Consider the following 19,584-nt stretch of genomic DNA (forward strand, 5'->3'; position numbering starts at 1 on the left):
TTAGTGAACTTAGATGATCTGATCGTTGCTTTAAGCATTAGTTCCCTGATTTAGGAAACAAAGCCCCCCATGTTGCTACCATTCACAATAAAACTCAATTAGTATCAACCTCTCGTGTGAATCTAAAAGCAATTTCAGAAGAGAATTACGGAAAAAAAAATCCGCATAAGCACTCAACTGCATGGATTAGATTAATTTGGTTTGTTCTAGAGTATTCCGGGAAGTTGGTTTGGCGGGGCTAATTTTGGGACAACACTGAGTCGACGGTGTCGCCGCAAAGGTGTGTATAAACTTTCGTCATCACATTACTACCGATTTCTGTGCAAGTAGTGTGTAGATTAATGATACCCAAGCCTTTGCGATTTGTTGTTTTCATTAAACGGTCAAATCGCGGCTTGAGTATTTTTTAAATTTTCATCCACTACCCAGGTTAATTTAAACCAATTAGTTGGCTAGATGGATCTTTCCAAAGTCAATGGTGTTCGCTTTCGGCGATTGTTCAATTTTAACCACTTGGCCGTAATGCGTAGCCATAATGTAACCGAAACAACCAAGAATCAGTGCAATCGCTAATGCGCCGACCCATTGAATTTGTAAAAAATCCAATTTAAATAGCAGTGTCAAACCACTCAGTAATACAAAGTTGCCTAGTATGTACTTAGTTTTACCAAAGCGTTGAACCGTTAAGTTTAGGTTGTCGGTATAAAGCCTGATCAACGAATCCAATGAATTGACCACAAAGGTGACACCAACAAGCACCATCGCCATGTTGTAAAAACCGGTCACCGGTATTGCATTGGCACTGTAATAGTAAAGCACCGTGAACCAAACTGCGATTGGTATAGAAGGGACGACCATCATTGCGATCAACACTTGGTATGTGCGCAAGCCACCTACAAAACGAGCGGTAAATTGGCCGATCATAATGCTCCATGCAAACCACCAGTAAAGATAGAACTCATGGTAATCATTGATTGGTAGAATGAATTTATCAATGTTCGTGAAGTAATCTCCTAACAAACCAAAGGTCGTGAAGAACTCACCAATGCTTGAACCTTCTGATAAAAACGCTTTAGCCCACATCAATACAATTAAACCAAGGAACAAAAAACTACTACCCAAGCTAAGAATTCTAACAAAACGAATGTTAGTACTTGAATATACCGCAATGCCGATAACCGCAAAGACAACAAGGTAGAAGCTACCAACCACTGATTCACCGTCGCCAAAATCTGGTAAATACCACGGTAGGTTTACGAGTAATAAATATGAAGTGAACGCACAGGTACCGACAATAACGAGGTTATTAATAAACTTGATCAGTGGGATTTCGAAGAACTTAACTCGTGGTTCAATAATGCAAAAGTAGAAACAAGTTAAGAAGTAGAAAGCCCATATGAAGAATGCCCAAAAACCAAACTCTATAGCTAGTGGGTTACTGAAGGAGTATTCAGGGCTGGTGGCTAAATCGGCATAACCAGCAAATTCAGTCAATGGAAACATCACGAGCCCAGCATCTAGACCTGAAGTGAAGAGAATAGCAACAAAGGTAAAAGTGCGAACAGGCGTTACCCCGACGCATTTGAGTTTACCCCAACGGTAGATAACGAAAGCGATTGCAGCAAACGTAAAGAGAATGCCTATAGATAGCCAAGTAGTCATTATTTGGCCTCAACGTGTGTACTTCGAGCAAACATAATAAAATCCTTATTTATGTTTAGTGCTATGTTCGCTTGCTTTAGGACGGCGACTGCCATCGGCTCTTAAACCTCATTTTATCGAGAGTGAGAACCAAAGAGGAACATAGCGAGTTGGACCATTTGCGAATTTCGCCTAGGTTGGTCGTGTACCTCGTAACAGCCAACATGTGAAAAATAAATCACACGATGGCAATGAATGCTTATTTATAAGTAATCAGATCATCACGCTTTGATAGTGGCGCTTGGTCCGTGTTTAAGTGCTTTTAATCGTGGATCTATTTTCCAGAATGTAATCGGGTTGTTTGATACTCATCTTTCTTCCTTGAAATGGGGTTTCTGCTGTTGGTTTGACCATCATCGAGTTCCCACTAACCAGTCCGGGGACAGCATCCAGCGAGCAATTTTGGTTGAGTAATTTGACGTGTCATTGCTGACGAGTTGTTGATTGCGCTCAATACCTGGATCAGGTTCTGAATAAAACTCAATTGCCCATTTATGTCGTTTTTATAGACGGCTAACGATGACATTAAGATTCTCCATACAGCATGTTCTCGGCGTTAATTTAACGACAACTTGATAGGTCTCTTCGAGCGACCAACAAGATGATTTACTCTCGATGACTACGCTCACTTCCCTCTGTAAGCATTCTTTTTCATAATAATTTAATTTCGATCCTAATGTTTAGAGCACTAATGATCAAGCAATAAAATATATAAATTCTAAATTGATTTCACAAAAGCACTTCGCTAAGCTTATGTTTTGAAATGAATAATTGTTAAGAGAATGATCTTATCGCTAATGAGAGGTGATATTTGTTACGAAAATAAAGATTCGTGCTGTAATTAAAATGACATTTTACCGTTATTTTTTTAAGCACTTTGAATTGAGTTCGTTGCTTTTATACGATGTATTCGATCTTAATTATTGATAATTAGCGCACAGTTGAACAATGAAAAACTAAGCCGCCCGGCAGTATCGGATGAGCATTCCGCTCAGTTAAGGAAGAAAGTAATAATGAGCAGTACGTTGACAACCCAGCAACATAGTAACCACACTTTTTCAGTTGATGAGAACAACAATCACGCGCCGCCAATCATGCCAATCCCGGACGTCAATGACACTTGCCGCAAGTTGTTAGAATGGTCTGCGCCGTTGTTGACTGAAAAAGAGCGCGAACAAACAAATGAAGCGATCAAGTATTTTCTTAAAGAAGGTGGTGACGGCAACACGCTACAAACCGATCTAATAAAATGGGCGCGCACGGATGGTATTGCGAATTGGTCTTCGTCTGTGTGGCAGGATCTTTATTTAGAGTCACGAGCACCTTTGGTTATTAACAGTAATGTTTTCTATTACTTAAAAAGTAAATTGGCTGCAGACACTCATTCACAAGCGCATATTGCTGCTGCATTGATTACCAGTGTGTATAGCTTTATTGCATTGCTCGATACGAAATCACTTTCCAAGGATTACCAAAAAGATAAACCACTTTGTATGGCGCAATATGACAACCTGTTTTCCTCTATCAGGATCCCAAAACAAGATACTGATGAATTTAAGGTGTCTTCATGTCGAAAACACATTGTGGTTATGCATAATCAGTGTGTATTTAAAGTTCAAATTTTAGATGAATCACTGCAATGCAAATCATTCGCGGAGATTAAAGTCGAGCTAGAAAGCATCATAAATGAGGCGAAAACGGGCCAAAACATTGGGTTGCTGACCACGTTAGATCGTGATGTTTGGGCGGAAAAGCGTATTCAATTGCTCGGTTTATCAACCAATAACCAAGCCGCAATGAAAGCAATAGATGAAGCGGCATTTGCGGTATGCTTAGATGCGGAAGAACCTGAAGTGATTGAAGATATTTCACAGCAATTACTTCACGGCAACGGTAGAGATCGATTCTTTGATAAGTCTCTGCAGTTCATTGTGTTTAAAAATGGTAAAACAGGGATTAACTTTGAACATACGGGGGTTGATGGTTCCGTCATGTTACGCTTGGTCGCCCATATGTTTGATACCATCAATGTAGGTTCTGATAATTCGATTAGTCCCGCGTGCGATACGGCTTCTGTAAATTCAAATCGCCCACCTTCTGATAAACCACAGTCGCTTATCTTTGATCTTGACGAGTCATTAGCTCAAGTTTTATCTGATTCAGCTCCAAAGTTTCATCAACATGTCGCCAATACACAAACTCGTGTACTCAGCTTTTTGGCGTTCGGAAAAGAGAGGATCAAACAGTTTCGCGTTAGTCCCGATGCTTTTGTTCAATTAGCATTACAATTGGCCGAGTATAGATTGTACGGCAAATGTTATAGCGCTTACGAAGCCGTAATGACCAGAACATTTGTCGGTGGTCGTATTGATGTTTTATATACCGTTTCTCCAGATTCAATGACGTTTATTGAAAATATGCATTCATCAGAATGTGATGTTAAAACCAAGCAAGCTTCGTTGACTCGCGCGATAAAAACGCACATAACACGAGCAAATGAATGTCGTTTTGGCGAAGGGGTGTATTCTCACTTCTTAGCCCTTAAATACCGTTACAAAATGGCTAGCAAAGAATTGGGGTTGCAAGCGCTTCCAGAGCTATTTAATGACCATGGATATTTGGCACTGACTAATAGTGTGGTGTGCACTAGTACAACTTCTGAATACGGTGTTGAACTAGCCGGTTATGGGCCAATTGTTGACAATGGTTATGGCATCCGATATTTCATTCGCGAGGATTCAATTTGCTTTAACATGACAAGCCGTACAGCGATGAAAAGTAATTTGGAATCAATGAAATTCCATATAGAGCAATCACTTGTCGACATGGCAAAATTAATGAGCCACTAGTAATATCGCTCAAGGCACAGTGTTTTATAAATCGAGCCTAACCCCTAACCGCGATTAGTAGCCACCCGGACAACAATAAAATAACGAAGGTTAGCTCGATGTACTGTACGTTTGATTAATCAGATCACGCAAGGCGCGCACTATCAATACATTAGTGGGCGCCTTTTTCATTATCATTGATCTGATAAACCGAACGATTATGGTAACCGCCCCTCTTTTCCCAATGTTTTTTGAACCATATAGAGCGGACAACCGACATCGAGATTACGATGGGTAAGCTCGATTCTTAAAAGCGTAGGTTACCGGAATGACATGAATGGTATTGCACGTTTATACCAACAACCCCACTCCCAGTGAGAACAGTATGCCAGTAAAACTCGCACTGTTTTATTGAGCTCGAAATTACATTTACCCGAACAATATAATCCTGTTCCAAACCGCAAAAATAACGTGTCATTAATGACCAAAACTACGAGTTAATCGCCCTCACCTACGTCAAAGTGCTAGGTTCCGTGAAGATTCAATCTTCATTATTAGAAGGACGCCAACTAAATCCTGCAGTTAAAGCGCCTATCGCTGCTACATCTTTGTCAAACTCAGGCAAATTGGATTGTAGTGTTATCGCCATGGCGCCATTTGTATTGATTGCAGCGATGGTTCTGGCGTTGTCTTTAATAATAAATCCAACTGGCTTTTCTGAGTCAATCATCGAACCATCAATCCGATTAACACTTTCAATGTCGAAACGTTTGTCATTAATACTTATGTAACCTGTGTCTTTCTCAACCATGCTAAAAGATACAAGCGAAGTGTTTTCTTGGGGGTTGAGACTAAAGGTGCCAATTTGTTTGTTGCTTTGACTTATCACACAAGAATATGGCTTTCCTGATTCAAAGACCCCTAAAGTCAACGATGTGCTTCCTTTACATTCCAGTAACCAAGGTTCCGTCGCTCCTTTTTTATTAATAGTGAGCGTAAGCCCTCCTGTTTTGCTTTTATATGTGTCGTCAAATACACTTGTCCCCTCCGCACTTCTATGAAATCTCCCGGTATACAGATCAGCGATGTTGAAGTTGCCTTTATAAAAACCCGAAGCTAAAACACCGCCTTCCGTGGTTACTGGGATTGAAGGCTGAGATGCCAAGTCCTGAGGCATTTCCATAGTTGAATTACAACCTGTCACAAAAGTAGCAACCAAACCCAAAAATATAATCTTATTCATAATGTTAATCCTTACCTATGAGAAAGTGTATTAATGAAGGGGACTTTGAAAAAAGGCACCATCACTTGGCCTATCGACCAGAGTAACTCTAAAGTAGTACTCGCAATCATAATACAGCATGCGGTCACAAAATGACCAGCTGTTCGTTTTTCATTGAGAACAATTAGAATGTTTTAGCACTCACCGATTTTTAAAAGATGTTTTATTTAACTAACACGACTATTTTTTCCATTAATTATGAAAAGGCACTGAACGGGAACTTTTCTATTAAGACTTTAGATAAATGCAATGTTTGCTTATGATACTTTCATCGGACTTTTTAATTTCTATGTCATGGCTATTGTTCACAACCAATAGCGTATTTTCTTCGTGTTACCGTCAATTTAGTTTCATTGAATCCACATATAAAGTTCGTTATATCGATCGAATTTATAAGAACTATTACTATTCTCCCCATCGAAAACAACCAACAAATAGAGCAATTCAATGAAAAAAACAGTCTTACTTCTCGCTATAGCGAATACATGTGCAATCGTTGCTGGCAGCGCAAGCGCACACAATCTGCCATCCAACGACTACAAGGTTACCGTGGAATCTGACGGACAGGCTGTCAGCGGTGCGCAAGTGCAAATGATTAAAGCGCAATCCGGTCTGGCTCCGAAAATCATTTCAACAGCAAAGACTAATCACGAAGGTAAGGTTATTTTTTCATCTGAAGTTATTGATAATGGATTTTATTATTTTAAATCAATTGGCGGTAAGATTGATGGAAACGAAGTACCCAATTATTCGACGCTAGCAGTGAGTAACAATGAGCAAAACGGTCCCGTAGTCATGAACGAAATCACGACTATTGGCTCGGTTTACCCTCTTGCACAATTTTATAAAGATGGTCAGTTCAATGGTAATGCCAATGGTTTCAAAATTGGTTCAGAACAAGTCCAAAATTTAGCGAATATTAATACAGGATCATTCGGTGATACTGTCCTAAATGGTGCCAATGTGACTGAGTCGCAGACCATTGGACGAATGAATGTGATGGCTGCACTGATGTCGACCTGTGGTGCAAATATCTCGAGTAGCTGCGGCCAGTTCTTAACCATAAACCATGCTGATAATACCATCGACGCAATTGCAAATATTGCTGTTGCACCCTATGCGCAGGCAAAACAAAATTCTGATTTGTTTTTTAGCACTTTCCCTGTGCCTGAAGGACAAGCTCGACGCTCGACTGACTTCTTGCCATACCTTACGTGGGCACCAGATGACTACTCACTAACGGTTCGTTTTAATGGTGGTGGTATGTATTCAGTTGGCCGAATGATGTTTGATAAAAATGCTAACCTTTGGATGGGAAACAACTGGATGCCATCAAGTGAGCCTACGTTGGCACATGGCTCTATTGGTGGTGGCGTGTCAAAATTGACCCCAGCGGGTAAAACATTATCTCCAGCTTTAACGGGCTATCAAAATGGCAAAGTTGATGGGATTGGATGGGGTACCACTGTTACCAACGATTCCGCATGGTTCGGATCTTTTAACGGTAATTTTTCAGTTTATAATTTAGATGGCAGTTATCGTGGCGATGCGGTTGTAAATAACGGCACACCAAAAGGTATTCAAGGTCTCTCGACTTGTGGTGATGGCACCGTTGTGGCTGCCGACAATTCAGCTAATCAATTAGTTGTATTCCCTAAAGGTGATTATAAAAATGGCAAAATATTAAAAGTAGACGGGCTCAGTCGTCCATTCGCTACGGCTTGTTCCAATGACCAAACCGTCTGGGTTACGAATAACCAGGATGTGACTGTCACTAAATTCCCATTGGACCACCCGGAACAAGCACAACAAATTAAAACCGGTGGTATCGCACCACGCGGCATTGCGCTTGACTCTGAAGGTAATGCATGGGTAGTCAATAACTTTTCAATGGGCTACAAATTTGCGGATGTACCGACTGACGTATCGGCTCTTGAGGAATTTCGCTTAAACATAGAACAAGTGATCACTAATACAAAAGCAGGTGTAAGCAATACAGGCAATGTTTCGGTCATCTCACCAGAAGGTAAGGTGATTAAATCAAAATTACTCGATGGGACAATGAATGTCGGTTGGGGAATTTCAATCGATGGTAATGATAATGTCGTTGTGGCTAATGCGTACGGTACTGGATTTATTACCATGGACCACAACGGAGAAAACGCACATGTTTATCAGTCTGGAATCCTACAGATTTCAACGGATAGTATGATTGATGATGCTGGTAACGTGTGGATGGCAAACAACTGGAATGATACGGACGGTTTGTTAGATAACCACCCAGATGCACGAGTGACAACGAATGGTGGCGGCAATGGCATCACGGTAACTTATGGCATTATGAAACCAGTACAAAATCCGCTTATAGGTCAAGTGAGACATTACTAAGTACACTAACTAAAGACATAACCTCTTTATACTGCCCTCCACTATTTGGAGGGCTTTTGTGATTCTAACCGATAGGTTTTTGTTGGTTTATTGCGGCAGACAAATACTCCCTCTTAAGAGGACGAAAAATTCAAACGGTATCAATGGCAAACATTAAACAACAACAAAACACTCAAAAGTGGCAATGATTTTCATACCATCAGTCAATTCAACCATTCTTAAATCTTCTGGGATATGCTCTTCTACCGTTCGTAGAAACTGCTTGTCGTGAGCAGAGTAATATTCCATGTATTCGAGACAAGCACCAGCACTTGTTCGAGCGATCACCAACTGGCCTGACACCGGCTTTTTATCTTTATCAAAATAGATATGCCCAGGATTATTGATTTTGCCCATAGGGCGACTTTGCCACACGACAAACATACTCGGCGTATTTCCCGTAGGACAAGGCATTCTGCTTGTGTTTGGGTTGGAGCAAGCGTTTTGTAGCAATTCATCAATACTGCTTTCAGATATTTGATTGAGGGTGAATACAGGTGAACCTAAATGTAACCCATTGCTATAAATTGCTTGATCAATATTGATGTGTCCCTTACCGGTTAATAACCACTCAACCCGACAATCTAGAGTCTTACTCAGTTGTAAGGCACTGTCAGCCATAATCGATTTTTCTGGGTGAAGCATGACGTTAGTTATAACCGCCCGACTGACTCCCGACATTTTAGACAAAGCGAGATTAGACCTAATATCTAAGTCACTCATTCGTTGCTTGATATTTCGCGCAAGGGTTGATGAGTTTGATGTCATAACGAGTTAAACCTTAATTCTGAAAATTGTGTTGATTGTGACATAAAGAAGGCCACTGTCTTGAACGCATCACCTGTGACTATTTTATAGATAAACAAATCAATATCTAAATTTCGTTTCACAGACACCTAATTTGCCTTACCCAAGTTATCTTAGTGTTTTTTATAAAAAAAACCAGCACATATTGTGCATTGCAAAGTAAGTTACCAAAATATGGCACTGAATTTTTTTAAAATTAGGCATATATTCCACCTCAACAATGAATCGATAGCTACACAAAGTGTTGCGATCGATGCAAGTTAGAGTACTGTTGTGATTTCTGGTTTCGCTTTCGACACCTACAAACTCACATAGCCAAGTTAGGCTTGTTATGCCTATTTTGAGAGGAAATATGAACAAATTAACCATTTTAGCGGTTTCCATTGCAACCGTAATATCTAGTGGCGCGATGGCAGGAAACCCACATAATCCAGTGAATCCTGCCGGGCACACCAAAGGTTGGGCTAAACATCGACATAATGGCTTAAGCGGTTCAACCACGACTAGCACAGTGCCATCATTAGGAGCGATCTCTACTCCGAAAAAAGCAGCCGTACCACGACTGGTTCCATATGCCGTGCCCCATGCACAACCGATGAAGACTCCGTCAGTTGCCCCTTATACGCCAACGCAAATGAAACCAACAGATTTAGTGCAGGTTAATCCAGTATCATCACCGGTATTTAATGGCATTCCAGAGAAAGCACCAACACCAAACTTGGTTCCACATGCCGTTCCAAATGCACAACCGATGAAAACACCGACAGTTGCCCCTTACGCGCCAACGCAAATGAAACCAGCAGATTTGGTGCAGGTTAATCCCGTACCATCACCGGTATTTAATGGCATTCCAGAGAAAGCACCAACACCAAACTTGGTTCCACATGCCGAGCCAAATGCACAACCGATGAAAACACCGTCAGTTGCCCCTTACGCGCCAACGCAAATGAAACCAACAGATTTAGTGCAGGTTAATCCAGTACCATCACCGGTATTTAATGGCATTCCAGAGAAAGCACCAACACCAAACTTGGTTCCACATGCCGTTCCAAATGCACAACCGATGAAAACACCGTCAGTTGCTCCTTACGCGCCAACGCAAATGAAACCAACAGATTTAGTGCAGGTTAATCCAGTACCATCACCGGTATTTAATGGTATTCCAGAGAAAGCACCAACACCAAACTTGGTTCCACATGCCGTTCCAAGTGCACAACCGATGAAAACACCGTCAGTTGCCCCTTACGCGCCAACGCAAATGAAACCAGCAGATTTAGTGCAGGTTAATCCAGTACCATCACCGGTATTTAATGGCATTCCAGAGAAAGCACCAACACCAAACTTGGTTCCACATGCCGTTCCAAGTGCACAACCGATGAAGACTCCTTCAGTTGCCCCTTACGCGCCAACACAAATGAAACCAGCAGATTTAGTGCAGGTTAATCCTACGCCATCTCCTGTCATCAAAGGGGTGTCACCTGTTGCAGCGCCAACATTCACTAGAACCGAGCAGGCACCTGTCGCGATTCCAGAAAAAGCTGCCGTACCACATCCGGTTCCACACGCCGTGCCATATGCACATCCAATGAAGGCTCCTTTGGTCGCGCCACAGACACCAACACAAATGGAACCAGCAAAATTAGTACAGGTTAATCCTACGCCATCTCCTGTCATCAATGGGGTGTCACCTGTTGCAGCGCCATCATTCACTAGAACCGAGAAGGCACCTGTCGCGATTCCAGAAAAAGCTGCCGTACCACATCCGGTTCCACACGCCGTGCCATATGCACAGCCAATGAAGACTCCTTTGGTCGCGCCACAGACACCAACACAAATGGAACCAGCAAAATTAGTGCAGGTTAATCCTACGCCATCTCCTGTCATCAATGGGGTGTCACCTGTTGCAGCGCCAACATTCACTAGAACCGAAAAGGCACCTGTCGCGATTCCAGAAAAAGCAGCCGTACCACATCCGATTCCACACGCCGTACCACAAGCACAACCAATGAAGGCTCCTTTGGTTGCGCCGCATACACCAACACAAATAAAACCAGCGCAATTAGTGCAGGTAAATCCCACGCCAGCATCTGTCACTAATGGGGTTTCACCAATTGCTACTCCAACGTTGACGGGAATTGCGCAAGCACCAGTAGCCCAACCTGAAATTGTTCCAGTTAAGAAAGATATTGCTAGAACTCCAACGGCTACAGTAACAGGCACGCAAAGCACTATCATCGGTTACGGCAAAGTGCCAAACCATGAATCCTATAATGGTAATGAAGAGGTGAGTTATCACGTTGTCACGACGGACAATAATGGCAAAGAATACGACTCAGTAATTACTGGTACTTACTCGCACTACTTAGCGGACGCTAAAAGTGCAAGGGGTGACCAGAACAAAAATGTATTCTTAACCCCACAAGATGCCAATGACGATGCTAAGGTACCTGCACCTGCACCTGCACCTGCAGCAGCAACAGCAACAGCAACAGCAACACAGGCTAGCATAGCTACAAGTCATTCAGGAGGAACCTCTTCGATCGATACTAAAGCCGCTATTGATAAAAACCGTAGCGATATCGCGCAGAACAAAAATGACATTAGAGACCTTCGAAACGCACTCGAAGATCAAGCTAAGGTCATGGATGGCGCCATGGCGCAAGGTATCGCAACCAGCTCTTTAGTGATGCCATACAACGTTGGTAAGATCACCACAACGGTAGCGCTGGGTCACTCCGGCAGTGCTGATGCAATTGCAGGTGGTGTTGGTATTCGCTTTACCAAGAACTTTACTGCACGTTCAAACATTGCTTATGATACAGGATCAGAAAATGTATCCATTGGTGCAGGTGTCGGTTACGAGTGGTAGCCAAGCCCTAAGCATTAATTAACTAAAGACCTCCTTACATCACTCTAATAAGATTGTGATGTAAGGAGGTCTTCTTTGTATAAACTAACCTTATTTAGCTGTGGCACTCTGAAGTTTGGATAAATAAAGAAATAATCTAGCAACGGAAACAAAGCCAATAATAAGAAGTGTAAATGTCGATCAATCCGCAACAAAACTCACCACGTATCTAAAGCCCTTTTCACAATAATTTAGTGCACCTATGTATTGTCGCAATCCCGATCCCGACAGCAAAAAATCGTAACAAAGTAATTAAATACGCGAACGCTCAAATTTATTATCATTCCAGATCACCCTTCGACTTAAAAATATAAGTAAACAATAAAATATCATTAAGGAATGAGATGCCTTCTTCTATTTCATCAAAGCTCGCTCTAACTGGATTGTTTTTTAGCATTGCTCTGCCTTTTCCTATCTATGCTGATGTGCACAATGGACCAGCAGCACCTGCTGAAGACGACATTTCATATCAGGTCTACTATGAAATGCTGAGTAATTGTATCGACTCTGGTGGTGAACCCACCACATGCGCAAAACAAGCCAATCGTTCATTTGCTCAAGAGACGCAACATCGCCGCGAAAACGATACCTCGTTAAGTAGCCTTTAATTTTATCGTAAGGCGTTGTCTTTCCTGGCAACGCTACTTTTATAACTGAAGTTTACCGTTTTAGTTCGACCGTTAGCGAATAAACACTGGTACTGTTCATACGCCAGATTAACATTCATACTCAAACTTCTGTTCAATATCCTTTCCAATCATTCCGTATTCAAATAATGTCAATCAACTAATTCCTCATCAATAAGGCATCTAATTCATAGATCACTTTGACAATGAAGCTCTGAGGCAAATCTCAATATCGAACAGAACGAGCTTCTACTTACGGTTTATGACGGCCATAATATGCATCTAAGAATAAGAACGCTCGCGACTATACTCAAAGCCCAAGTTAAAGCGCATCAATCGCAAACGGAATAAAGGCAATACTCAGTGTCGACAATCCACCCGTATTTTGCGCGGTTTTCCTCGCAGACATGCCTTTTATCCGCGCCACAACCTTAACTAATCTCGTTCGTTTTACACAGGATAAGTACGGCGAATCTTTAGAAAAAACTGTCATTTGCCGCCCTCGTTTTGAAAGTCAGGCTGGACACCCTGTTATTTTTTCCAGTGCGCTATTCGAAGCATTGTCACAGCTGACGGGGGAAGAAGGGGCAAAAAGCATCATCAAACAATACAATACAATACAATACACATTATTATGAATTCGAATGTGATGATTTGGGTGTATGTACTGATATCGATACACTAGAAGCAGCAGAGTTACACGGTCTTATAAAGAGTACCGTGTAACTCTGGATACGTGCAGTGATAAAATACTCGAACGAGCAAATCAAGCAATCAAGCAAGATTAAAAGTAGTAACTGGCTTGTAACCAACCAACCGTATCGGCTTTATTAACTTGGCTAGAACCTTGACGTACCTTGTACTCGGCGGTGTATTCGACTTTAAATCCAAGCGATACGCTGTCAGACACCATATAACCACCACCCACTTCAACTTGTGGCACATTTGCACTTGTTTCTTTAATATGTGTCACTTTCGGGTTCGCATAGAGCCAGTGGCCAGCATCAAACCCGTACATCGCATAAATGCCCCCTTGGTAGAGCACTGAGCCGTCTTTAATATCACCATTTTCACCAGATGTAGGTTGTGGCGTGCCAAAGTCTGTATAGCCAAGTGACAGCATAGGGAAAATCATAACGTTATCGTTTAACGGAATTTTATAGATTAAACCAGCCAATGCCGTTGTGCTCGACTTACTACCCATTTCACCCAACACGTCCACCGATACACCTAATCCGTCGGTAACATGGAAATATCTGGCACGGTAACCTGTAGTATCGCGGCGGATATTCTTATTGTCGACCGTCACGTCCAATTGGAAAATATTCGCACCGAAACCAACCATACTATTAACTTGCGTTTTATCTCCACTCGTCGATACACCGAGCGTTGAAAACGAGGCAGTAGGATCACCATAGTTAATATCTTCTGCGTTTTCTGCTTCAGCCGCGACTGAGCCGAACGTGATTGCGGTTAATGCGATGGCTAAAATTGATTTTTTCACGGTACTACCTCTAATAGAATATCTTTTTGTCCCTTTAAGTTCTCACCAACATCCTTGGCTCTGGCATGAACAATACATTGCCCGAAAGAATACTTGAAAACAGGTACCAACTAGATATCGAATAGGTAGAAAGATAAACTCTGACCTAATGACAGTAAGCACGCCTTCATATATCGAAATTTCGATTGGAAGGTTTCAGTGCTTTCTTTATATTTAGGCGTAAAGTCAATCAGAGAGGTAATAAGAAGCGATCGCTGAATCGCGATCGATTAAATAGAAGTGTGGTTAAGAGTGACTTGCCCTGAGAGAGCAAGCTATCGACCAACGTTGTTGTGTATCGATAGCTTTAGAATGTCGATAGTTTTTGAATATCAATAGCTTTTGAATATCAATAGCTTGAAAGGTTTGTGGACGCCATTTAGATGACAAGCTCGTGCTTTACGAGCAAAGCAATAAACAGCTTTGTTCCATTAGGAACTAAATTCATTTAGCGCTGCTATTGCCAATTCTGCTTTCTCTGATTGAACGAAAATATGGTCGTGGTAATACGCCGCCATTACGTTCGCGCTAATACCTTTTGAAGCAAGTTTGGTCGCTACTGCAGCGGTAAGTCCTACCGCTTCTAAGCTCGAATGAACCGTCAGCGTGATCTGGCGAAATAAACCATCAAACTCAAGCCCAGCCGACTCGGCGTCTTCTTTTTTCAATACAAGGGTGAGCCCTTCCGCTTCAGCAAACGTCGCGATGACAGGCAGCGCATTGTAATCGTCCAATTGACGGGAAACCGTGCAAAAAACCATTTCACCAGGTTGGAGCTCTGGTTTCATTGAGCATAAGAGTTGATCTATATCCGTTATACCTGCCATTTTGATGTCCATTTTATCTTTCGTTATATCGAATATAAATGAAATACCCATCCATGCAAGGTTTTGCTCACAGCGTAATGCTCATAGCGAAATATAGTTGAAACCGAAGTATACCGCCCCATTCAATACGCAGCTTATATACCAACAAGCGTTCCAAACCGTGGGCACACATTAAGCGCCTAGCAGCGGTAAATGCTTCACCTTATGATAGGTCATCGCCAACATGAAACAATGAACTAACCGAGGATCTTTCACCCAAGTGTCAATGGGCACCTTAATCGAGCGATTATTCTGGAAATCAAGACCATGACCATAGAGCTCTCGGAACGTGGCCACCAGCTTAGTTTGACAGTGAAAACAGACGTAACAATTTTCGGGGTCTTCTGGCTTCCAATTAAGACGAATCGGGCTTCCTGACGAGACACTGTAACTTAATTCGTGCCACTTTAAGGATTCTTTTACTGGCCCTACCTCAAGCTCGACCGCGACATCAAAAATGACTTGGCGTAGCGCCTCTATGCAGCGACGTGCAGCATCCGGGTAACTATCAAGCTTGGACTGAACATCCGTGTTTATCATCTTGTTGTCGCTCGTAATTATAACGTATGTAGGGGCAGTCTATTAAAACATCGTATTGTTGTTTTCAGATTGCTGAGGAACACCTTGAATCGAGTCCCAATGTTCAACTATTTTTCCGTCATTATCAAAACGAAAAAAATCCATCGTGACATACTCATCTCCACCAGGCCAACATTGTCGTGTATGCAGCGCAACAAGATTGCCCTCTCCGATCGCCCTTAGAAACTCGATACTCTTGTTTGGGAACTCTAAGGACATTCGTGTGAAATAGTCGATAAAGCCCTGCTTGCCATCGATAACAAGCGGATTATGTTGAATGTACTCGTCTCCGACATAACGCTGCACTGCTTTTTTGGGATCGCCTAGATACGCCGTCTGATAAAACTCAACCGCGTGCTTTTTATTTTGTTCTATTTGGTTATTCATGCCATGCCTCTTTCTATCAAACAGATCTCTTACAACCGATGCCAATGTCCCATATTTTAGATACTAGAATAGGTTTCAGCCAGCCGAGTAGCTCAAGAGTTAGATTTATAGAAAGTTGTACATTATCTATGTCGTCAATTGCGGTGCGTTCGACAGATTGTAAACACGAACAAATTAATCCGTCACAGTAAACAACGCCACTTCCCGCTCAGTTAGGTAGCGCCATTCACCAGCACCTACATCTAACTCAACATCACCAATTTTTTCTCGATGCAACGCTATGACTTTATTACCAACCGCGGAAAACATGCGCTTTACCTGATGAAATTTACCTTCTGTAATCGTCAGGCGAACATCGCATGAGCTAATCGCCTCTAACTTCGCTGGCTTAGTGAGGGTATCCTCGCCTTGCAATTGAATCCCAGTAACAAAACGTTCTTCAGCATCGAGCGCAATAGGTCTTAACAACTTTACACGGTACACTTTTTCACACTGTTTCGAGGGAGTAATAATGTTAAACGACCACCTGCCGTCGTCGGTAATCAGCACCAAACCAGTAGTATCAGCATCTAAGCGACCTGCGATGTGGAGTTCTTGTTTATTTTCAACATCAATTTGATTAAACAACGAGGGGTAAACTTCATCAATGTTCGAGCAGATAGTATCTGCAGTTTTATGCATCACAATATAACGAAACGGACGACAAGTAAGGCGCTCGCCGCGAAGTGTTACGACATTGTTTTCATGTACCTGACTCCGCTCACTATATTCTGGCGCACCATTAACGGACACGTCACCCGACGTAATAACGGCAAGCGCTTCCGCGCGAGTGAGCGACGTACTTTTACATACAAATTTGTCTAATCTCATAATCTATTTAACTGCATCGTTTGTGTCCATTTCATTGTTGAATCCACATTGTTTTTAGCCAGGCTATGGTCACCTGATTATTCAGGTTTTGTACAAATTAAGGAAACAATAACGCCGTTGATAGCGCGGAGTGGCGTCACCACGACTCATACTATCACCGCCAATCAAACGCGTAACCCAAGGGCGACAATTTGCTGCTTAAAGCATCATTCATCGTTAAAGTTTTCGCTAACTTATAAGTTCACTACACACCCAAAGGTGTTTTCGCGTAGACTAGCCACGTTTTAAACCACAACTCAGTATGGACGTATTCTCTTGCAAACACTATCTCAGCTAAGATCAGGCGAACTCGCCGGTGTCACTCGCCTTGCTTTATCGGAAAATCTAACGTCGTTTCCAAAAGAAATATTGTCTCTTGCTGATAGTTTAGAAATTCTGGATTTATCCAACAACCAACTCTCTTCGCTGCCGAATGAACTCGAATTACTCACTAAGCTAAAAATTGTTTTTGCTTCAAATAATCGCTTTACCGAACTTCCTGAGGTATTGGGTCGTTGCCCGAGCCTTGAAATGGTTGGTTTTAAGGCCAATCAAATCACTCGTGTCTCTGAGCATTCGCTTCCACAACGTTTACGGTGGCTTATTCTAACGGATAACGCGATTAACGAGTTACCAGACTCATTAGGAGAACGACCGAGGCTCCAGAAGCTCGCACTTGCAGGCAATAATCTCACAAGCTTACCTGATACGATGAGTAAACTTAAGAATCTAGAATTGGTAAGAATTTCAGCGAATCAATTAACGAATTGCCCAGATCATCTTCTAACGTTACCGAAACTTGCATGGTTTGCGTTTGCAGGAAACCCGTTTTGCGAGTCCGATGTCAACATTCGTTCGGTACCGCAGCTAAGCAAAAAGACGTACACTTTATTAGAGACGCTCGGCCAAGGCGCTTCGGGTGTAATATCGAAAGCAAAATGGAACGAACCGCAATCCACATTTCCAGAGGGAATTGCGGTTAAAGTATTTAAGGGTGAAGTCACAAGTGATGGCTATCCCGAGGACGAATTGCAGGCTTGCTTGAAGGTGGGTAATCACCCGAACCTGGTGCAATCGTTAGCACAAGTCCAAGAGCCGGGTTACTTAGCCTTGGTCATGAACCTCATTCCTCCGCATTATAAAAATTTGGGACTGCCACCTTGTCTAGACAGCTGCACGCGAGACACATTTGAACCAGGTTTTACGTTACCTATTGATAAAATAGTGCATATTGTTGCCCAAATGGAAGACGTCTTTCATCACCTGCACAGTAATCAGGTGTGCCATGGTGATCTGTATGCACACAACACCCTAGTCGATGACAGCGGAAACATCATTTTCGGAGATTTTGGTGCCGCTACGATGTACCACATGTTGTCAGCCAAACAACAAACGCAAATTCAAGCGATTGAGCACCGTGCGTTTCGTCATTTTATTGATGATCTACTGAATATTTGTGCGGCTGGCGATAAAGGTAGTGACCACTATGTGGCACTGGACAACAAAGTGCGCGCCTAAATCAAATGTGACTCTGATATTGTTATTGCGTATCAGAGTCACCATTCATCGCACGACAACGTCGTTAGATCACTGACACACCTTCTACTTCCAATACCGTGTTCGCGTTGGCTCTCTCGATAATTTTCACTAAAGCAGATTGAATGACTTCATCCTCTCTTGCATCCGTTTTACTAGCAAACAGCTCTTCTTGAATCTGAGCACCTTCTGCTAGTACAAACTGAACGATGACTTCCGTCGCTCGCTCAGCACTTTCACCACGATATTCCAACGTTATCTGAGGGTACCCCTTAAAACCTTTTTTTACTTGTTTAGCAATGCGTTTTTTTGCTTTGTCTACATTCATATTACTGCCTATAAAATGGAATAACCGTTAGCTGCGCTATCTGCCTCTGCCCAGAAAATGCGACCAACAAATAACAAAATAAATCATGATGGTTCCAGACTACTTCGCTAACACTAAGAAAACCATTACAATGCGCAAAAACCTTTAACTCTCACAGGCAATTTCCTTGAAACTCAGTAAACGGCTTATACAGATAGATAAAATGGTCGCAACGCACTATTCACATATTTGGGATTGCTGCTGCGATCATGGATATCTTGGCGCAGCGTTGTTAGATCGCCAAGCCGCTAAGGACATTCATTTTGTTGATATAGTGCCTAAACTCATGCAAGAGCTTGCAGCCAAGCTCGAACAGTTCCACTCTTCCGGCCAAGTACGAGCACATACCCATTGCCAGGATGTCGCAGCCATTCCGCTGGGGCAATACTCTGGCAGACAACTTATCATCATTGCAGGGGTGGGTGGCGATCTTATGATTCGTTTTATTACTTGCTTGCTCGATCAACATCCTACGATTAGTCTCGATTTTTTATTATGTCCAGTACACCATCAATACGCGCTACGCGAGGCGTTAATCGAACGCGATTTAAGGTTAACCTCCGAAGCACTTGTAGAAGATAATCAACGATTTTATGAGGTGCTCCTTGTGTCGACAGACAGGACGAATGCATCACGTAAGGTAAGTAATGTAGGGAGTGATATTTGGGTCTCAAATAGCGAAGAAAAAGCACTCTGCGCGCAGCATTATTTAACCAAGACGATCAATCACTACAAGCGCATTGCTAAAGGAAAGAACGATAACATTCAGCCTATCATTAATGCCTATCAAGCGGTCACTATTTCACGACTCACTTAAC

The 19,584-nt window shown here is 42.3% G+C and carries 16 protein-coding genes; 7 read left to right on the plus strand and 9 right to left on the minus strand.

Going from position 1 to position 19,584, the window contains the following annotated elements:
- Window positions 1-444: 444 nt before the first annotated feature.
- The gene (locus AB4405_RS16670) at window positions 445-1,662 is read right to left on the minus strand and encodes a hypothetical protein (RefSeq protein ID WP_372061899.1); all 1,218 of its coding nucleotides are present in this window, start codon (window positions 1,660-1,662) and stop codon (window positions 445-447) included.
- Between the two features lie 1,052 nt (window positions 1,663-2,714).
- Between AB4405_RS16670 and AB4405_RS16675 the strand changes: the two genes are divergently transcribed.
- Window positions 2,715-4,550, plus strand: coding sequence for a choline/carnitine O-acyltransferase (locus tag AB4405_RS16675; protein WP_372061900.1), 1,836 nt, complete (start codon window positions 2,715-2,717; stop codon window positions 4,548-4,550).
- Between the two features lie 520 nt (window positions 4,551-5,070).
- Here AB4405_RS16675 and AB4405_RS16680 read toward each other — a convergent pair.
- Window positions 5,071-5,772, minus strand: a complete 702-nt coding sequence (locus AB4405_RS16680) for a hypothetical protein (protein WP_372061901.1) — start codon at window positions 5,770-5,772, stop codon at window positions 5,071-5,073.
- Between the two features lie 486 nt (window positions 5,773-6,258).
- On the opposite strand from AB4405_RS16680, the gene AB4405_RS16685 reads away from it, so the two are divergent.
- The gene (locus tag AB4405_RS16685; RefSeq protein ID WP_372061902.1) at window positions 6,259-8,199 is read left to right on the plus strand and encodes a hypothetical protein; all 1,941 of its coding nucleotides are present in this window, start codon (window positions 6,259-6,261) and stop codon (window positions 8,197-8,199) included.
- 153 nt (window positions 8,200-8,352) lie between these two features.
- Here AB4405_RS16685 and AB4405_RS16690 read toward each other — a convergent pair whose 3' ends face one another.
- Window positions 8,353-9,006 carry a hypothetical protein gene (locus AB4405_RS16690; protein ID WP_372061904.1) on the minus strand — a complete coding sequence of 218 codons (654 nt, stop codon included), beginning with the start codon at window positions 9,004-9,006 and terminating at the stop codon, window positions 8,353-8,355.
- A gap of 391 nt (window positions 9,007-9,397) precedes the next feature.
- Here AB4405_RS16690 and AB4405_RS16695 point away from each other — a divergent pair, with 391 nt between their 5' ends.
- The 3 genes from AB4405_RS16695 to AB4405_RS16705 all read left to right on the plus strand — a co-directional run bounded on the left by AB4405_RS16695 (window position 9,398) and on the right by AB4405_RS16705 (window position 13,217).
- Window positions 9,398-11,914 carry a YadA-like family protein gene (locus tag AB4405_RS16695; RefSeq protein WP_372061906.1) on the plus strand — a complete coding sequence of 839 codons (2,517 nt, stop codon included), beginning with the start codon at window positions 9,398-9,400 and terminating at the stop codon, window positions 11,912-11,914.
- Window positions 11,915-12,297: 383 nt separating this feature from the next.
- Window positions 12,298-12,561, plus strand: a complete 264-nt coding sequence (locus AB4405_RS16700; protein WP_372061908.1) for a hypothetical protein — start codon at window positions 12,298-12,300, stop codon at window positions 12,559-12,561.
- Window positions 12,562-12,935: 374 nt separating this feature from the next.
- Complete coding sequence (locus AB4405_RS16705) at window positions 12,936-13,217, plus strand: NTP transferase domain-containing protein (RefSeq protein ID WP_372061986.1); 282 nt, start codon at window positions 12,936-12,938, stop codon at window positions 13,215-13,217.
- Window positions 13,218-13,363: 146 nt separating this feature from the next.
- Here AB4405_RS16705 and AB4405_RS16710 read toward each other — a convergent pair whose 3' ends face one another.
- The 5 genes from AB4405_RS16710 to AB4405_RS16730 form a co-directional block, all read right to left on the minus strand.
- On the minus strand, window positions 13,364-14,083 hold the full coding sequence (locus AB4405_RS16710; RefSeq protein ID WP_102468622.1) for a hypothetical protein: 720 nt from the start codon (window positions 14,081-14,083) through the stop codon (window positions 13,364-13,366).
- A 470-nt stretch (window positions 14,084-14,553) separates the two neighbouring features.
- Window positions 14,554-14,949, minus strand: coding sequence for an ACT domain-containing protein (locus AB4405_RS16715; RefSeq protein WP_372061909.1), 396 nt, complete (start codon window positions 14,947-14,949; stop codon window positions 14,554-14,556).
- 171 nt (window positions 14,950-15,120) lie between these two features.
- On the minus strand, window positions 15,121-15,528 hold the full coding sequence (locus AB4405_RS16720; RefSeq protein ID WP_347231006.1) for a DUF1801 domain-containing protein: 408 nt from the start codon (window positions 15,526-15,528) through the stop codon (window positions 15,121-15,123).
- Window positions 15,529-15,570: 42 nt separating this feature from the next.
- Complete coding sequence (locus AB4405_RS16725; protein ID WP_372061910.1) at window positions 15,571-15,954, minus strand: nuclear transport factor 2 family protein; 384 nt, start codon at window positions 15,952-15,954, stop codon at window positions 15,571-15,573.
- 174 nt (window positions 15,955-16,128) lie between these two features.
- Window positions 16,129-16,824, minus strand: coding sequence for a pseudouridine synthase (locus tag AB4405_RS16730; RefSeq protein ID WP_372061911.1), 696 nt, complete (start codon window positions 16,822-16,824; stop codon window positions 16,129-16,131).
- Window positions 16,825-17,139: 315 nt separating this feature from the next.
- On the opposite strand from AB4405_RS16730, the gene AB4405_RS16735 reads away from it, so the two are divergent.
- Window positions 17,140-18,381 (plus strand): leucine-rich repeat-containing protein kinase family protein, encoded by a 1,242-nt coding sequence (locus AB4405_RS16735; protein ID WP_372061913.1) that lies wholly within the window; start codon window positions 17,140-17,142, stop codon window positions 18,379-18,381.
- Between the two features lie 64 nt (window positions 18,382-18,445).
- Here the strand turns inward: AB4405_RS16735 and AB4405_RS16740 are convergent, their stop codons facing one another.
- Window positions 18,446-18,727, minus strand: coding sequence for a hypothetical protein (locus AB4405_RS16740; RefSeq protein ID WP_102468627.1), 282 nt, complete (start codon window positions 18,725-18,727; stop codon window positions 18,446-18,448).
- A 166-nt stretch (window positions 18,728-18,893) separates the two neighbouring features.
- On the opposite strand from AB4405_RS16740, the gene AB4405_RS16745 reads away from it, so the two are divergent.
- Window positions 18,894-19,583 (plus strand): tRNA (adenine(22)-N(1))-methyltransferase TrmK, encoded by a 690-nt coding sequence (locus AB4405_RS16745; protein WP_372061914.1) that lies wholly within the window; start codon window positions 18,894-18,896, stop codon window positions 19,581-19,583.
- Window position 19,584 lies beyond the last annotated feature (1 nt).

The sequence above is a fragment of the Vibrio sp. 10N.261.51.F12 genome, from assembly GCF_041471725.1.
Taxonomy (GTDB): Bacteria; Pseudomonadota; Gammaproteobacteria; order Enterobacterales; family Vibrionaceae; genus Vibrio.

Bases quoted from the DNA above. Each gene is read 5' to 3' on its own strand.
- AB4405_RS16695 (WP_372061906.1), top strand. From the start codon at position 9,398: ATGAACAAATTAACCATTTTAGCGGTTTCCATTGCAACCGTAATATCT.
- AB4405_RS16685 (WP_372061902.1), top strand. From the start codon at position 6,259: ATGAAAAAAACAGTCTTACTTCTCGCTATAGCGAATACATGTGCAATC.
- AB4405_RS16700 (WP_372061908.1), top strand. From the start codon at position 12,298: ATGCCTTCTTCTATTTCATCAAAGCTCGCTCTAACTGGATTGTTTTTT.
- AB4405_RS16670 (WP_372061899.1), bottom strand. From the start codon at position 1,662: ATGACTACTTGGCTATCTATAGGCATTCTCTTTACGTTTGCTGCAATC.
- AB4405_RS16725 (WP_372061910.1), bottom strand. From the start codon at position 15,954: ATGAATAACCAAATAGAACAAAATAAAAAGCACGCGGTTGAGTTTTAT.
- AB4405_RS16730 (WP_372061911.1), bottom strand. From the start codon at position 16,824: ATGAGATTAGACAAATTTGTATGTAAAAGTACGTCGCTCACTCGCGCG.
- AB4405_RS16675 (WP_372061900.1), top strand. From the start codon at position 2,715: ATGAGCAGTACGTTGACAACCCAGCAACATAGTAACCACACTTTTTCA.
- AB4405_RS16720 (WP_347231006.1), bottom strand. From the start codon at position 15,528: ATGATAAACACGGATGTTCAGTCCAAGCTTGATAGTTACCCGGATGCT.
- AB4405_RS16740 (WP_102468627.1), bottom strand. From the start codon at position 18,727: ATGAATGTAGACAAAGCAAAAAAACGCATTGCTAAACAAGTAAAAAAA.
- AB4405_RS16690 (WP_372061904.1), bottom strand. From the start codon at position 9,006: ATGACATCAAACTCATCAACCCTTGCGCGAAATATCAAGCAACGAATG.
- AB4405_RS16680 (WP_372061901.1), bottom strand. From the start codon at position 5,772: ATGAATAAGATTATATTTTTGGGTTTGGTTGCTACTTTTGTGACAGGT.
- AB4405_RS16715 (WP_372061909.1), bottom strand. From the start codon at position 14,949: ATGGCAGGTATAACGGATATAGATCAACTCTTATGCTCAATGAAACCA.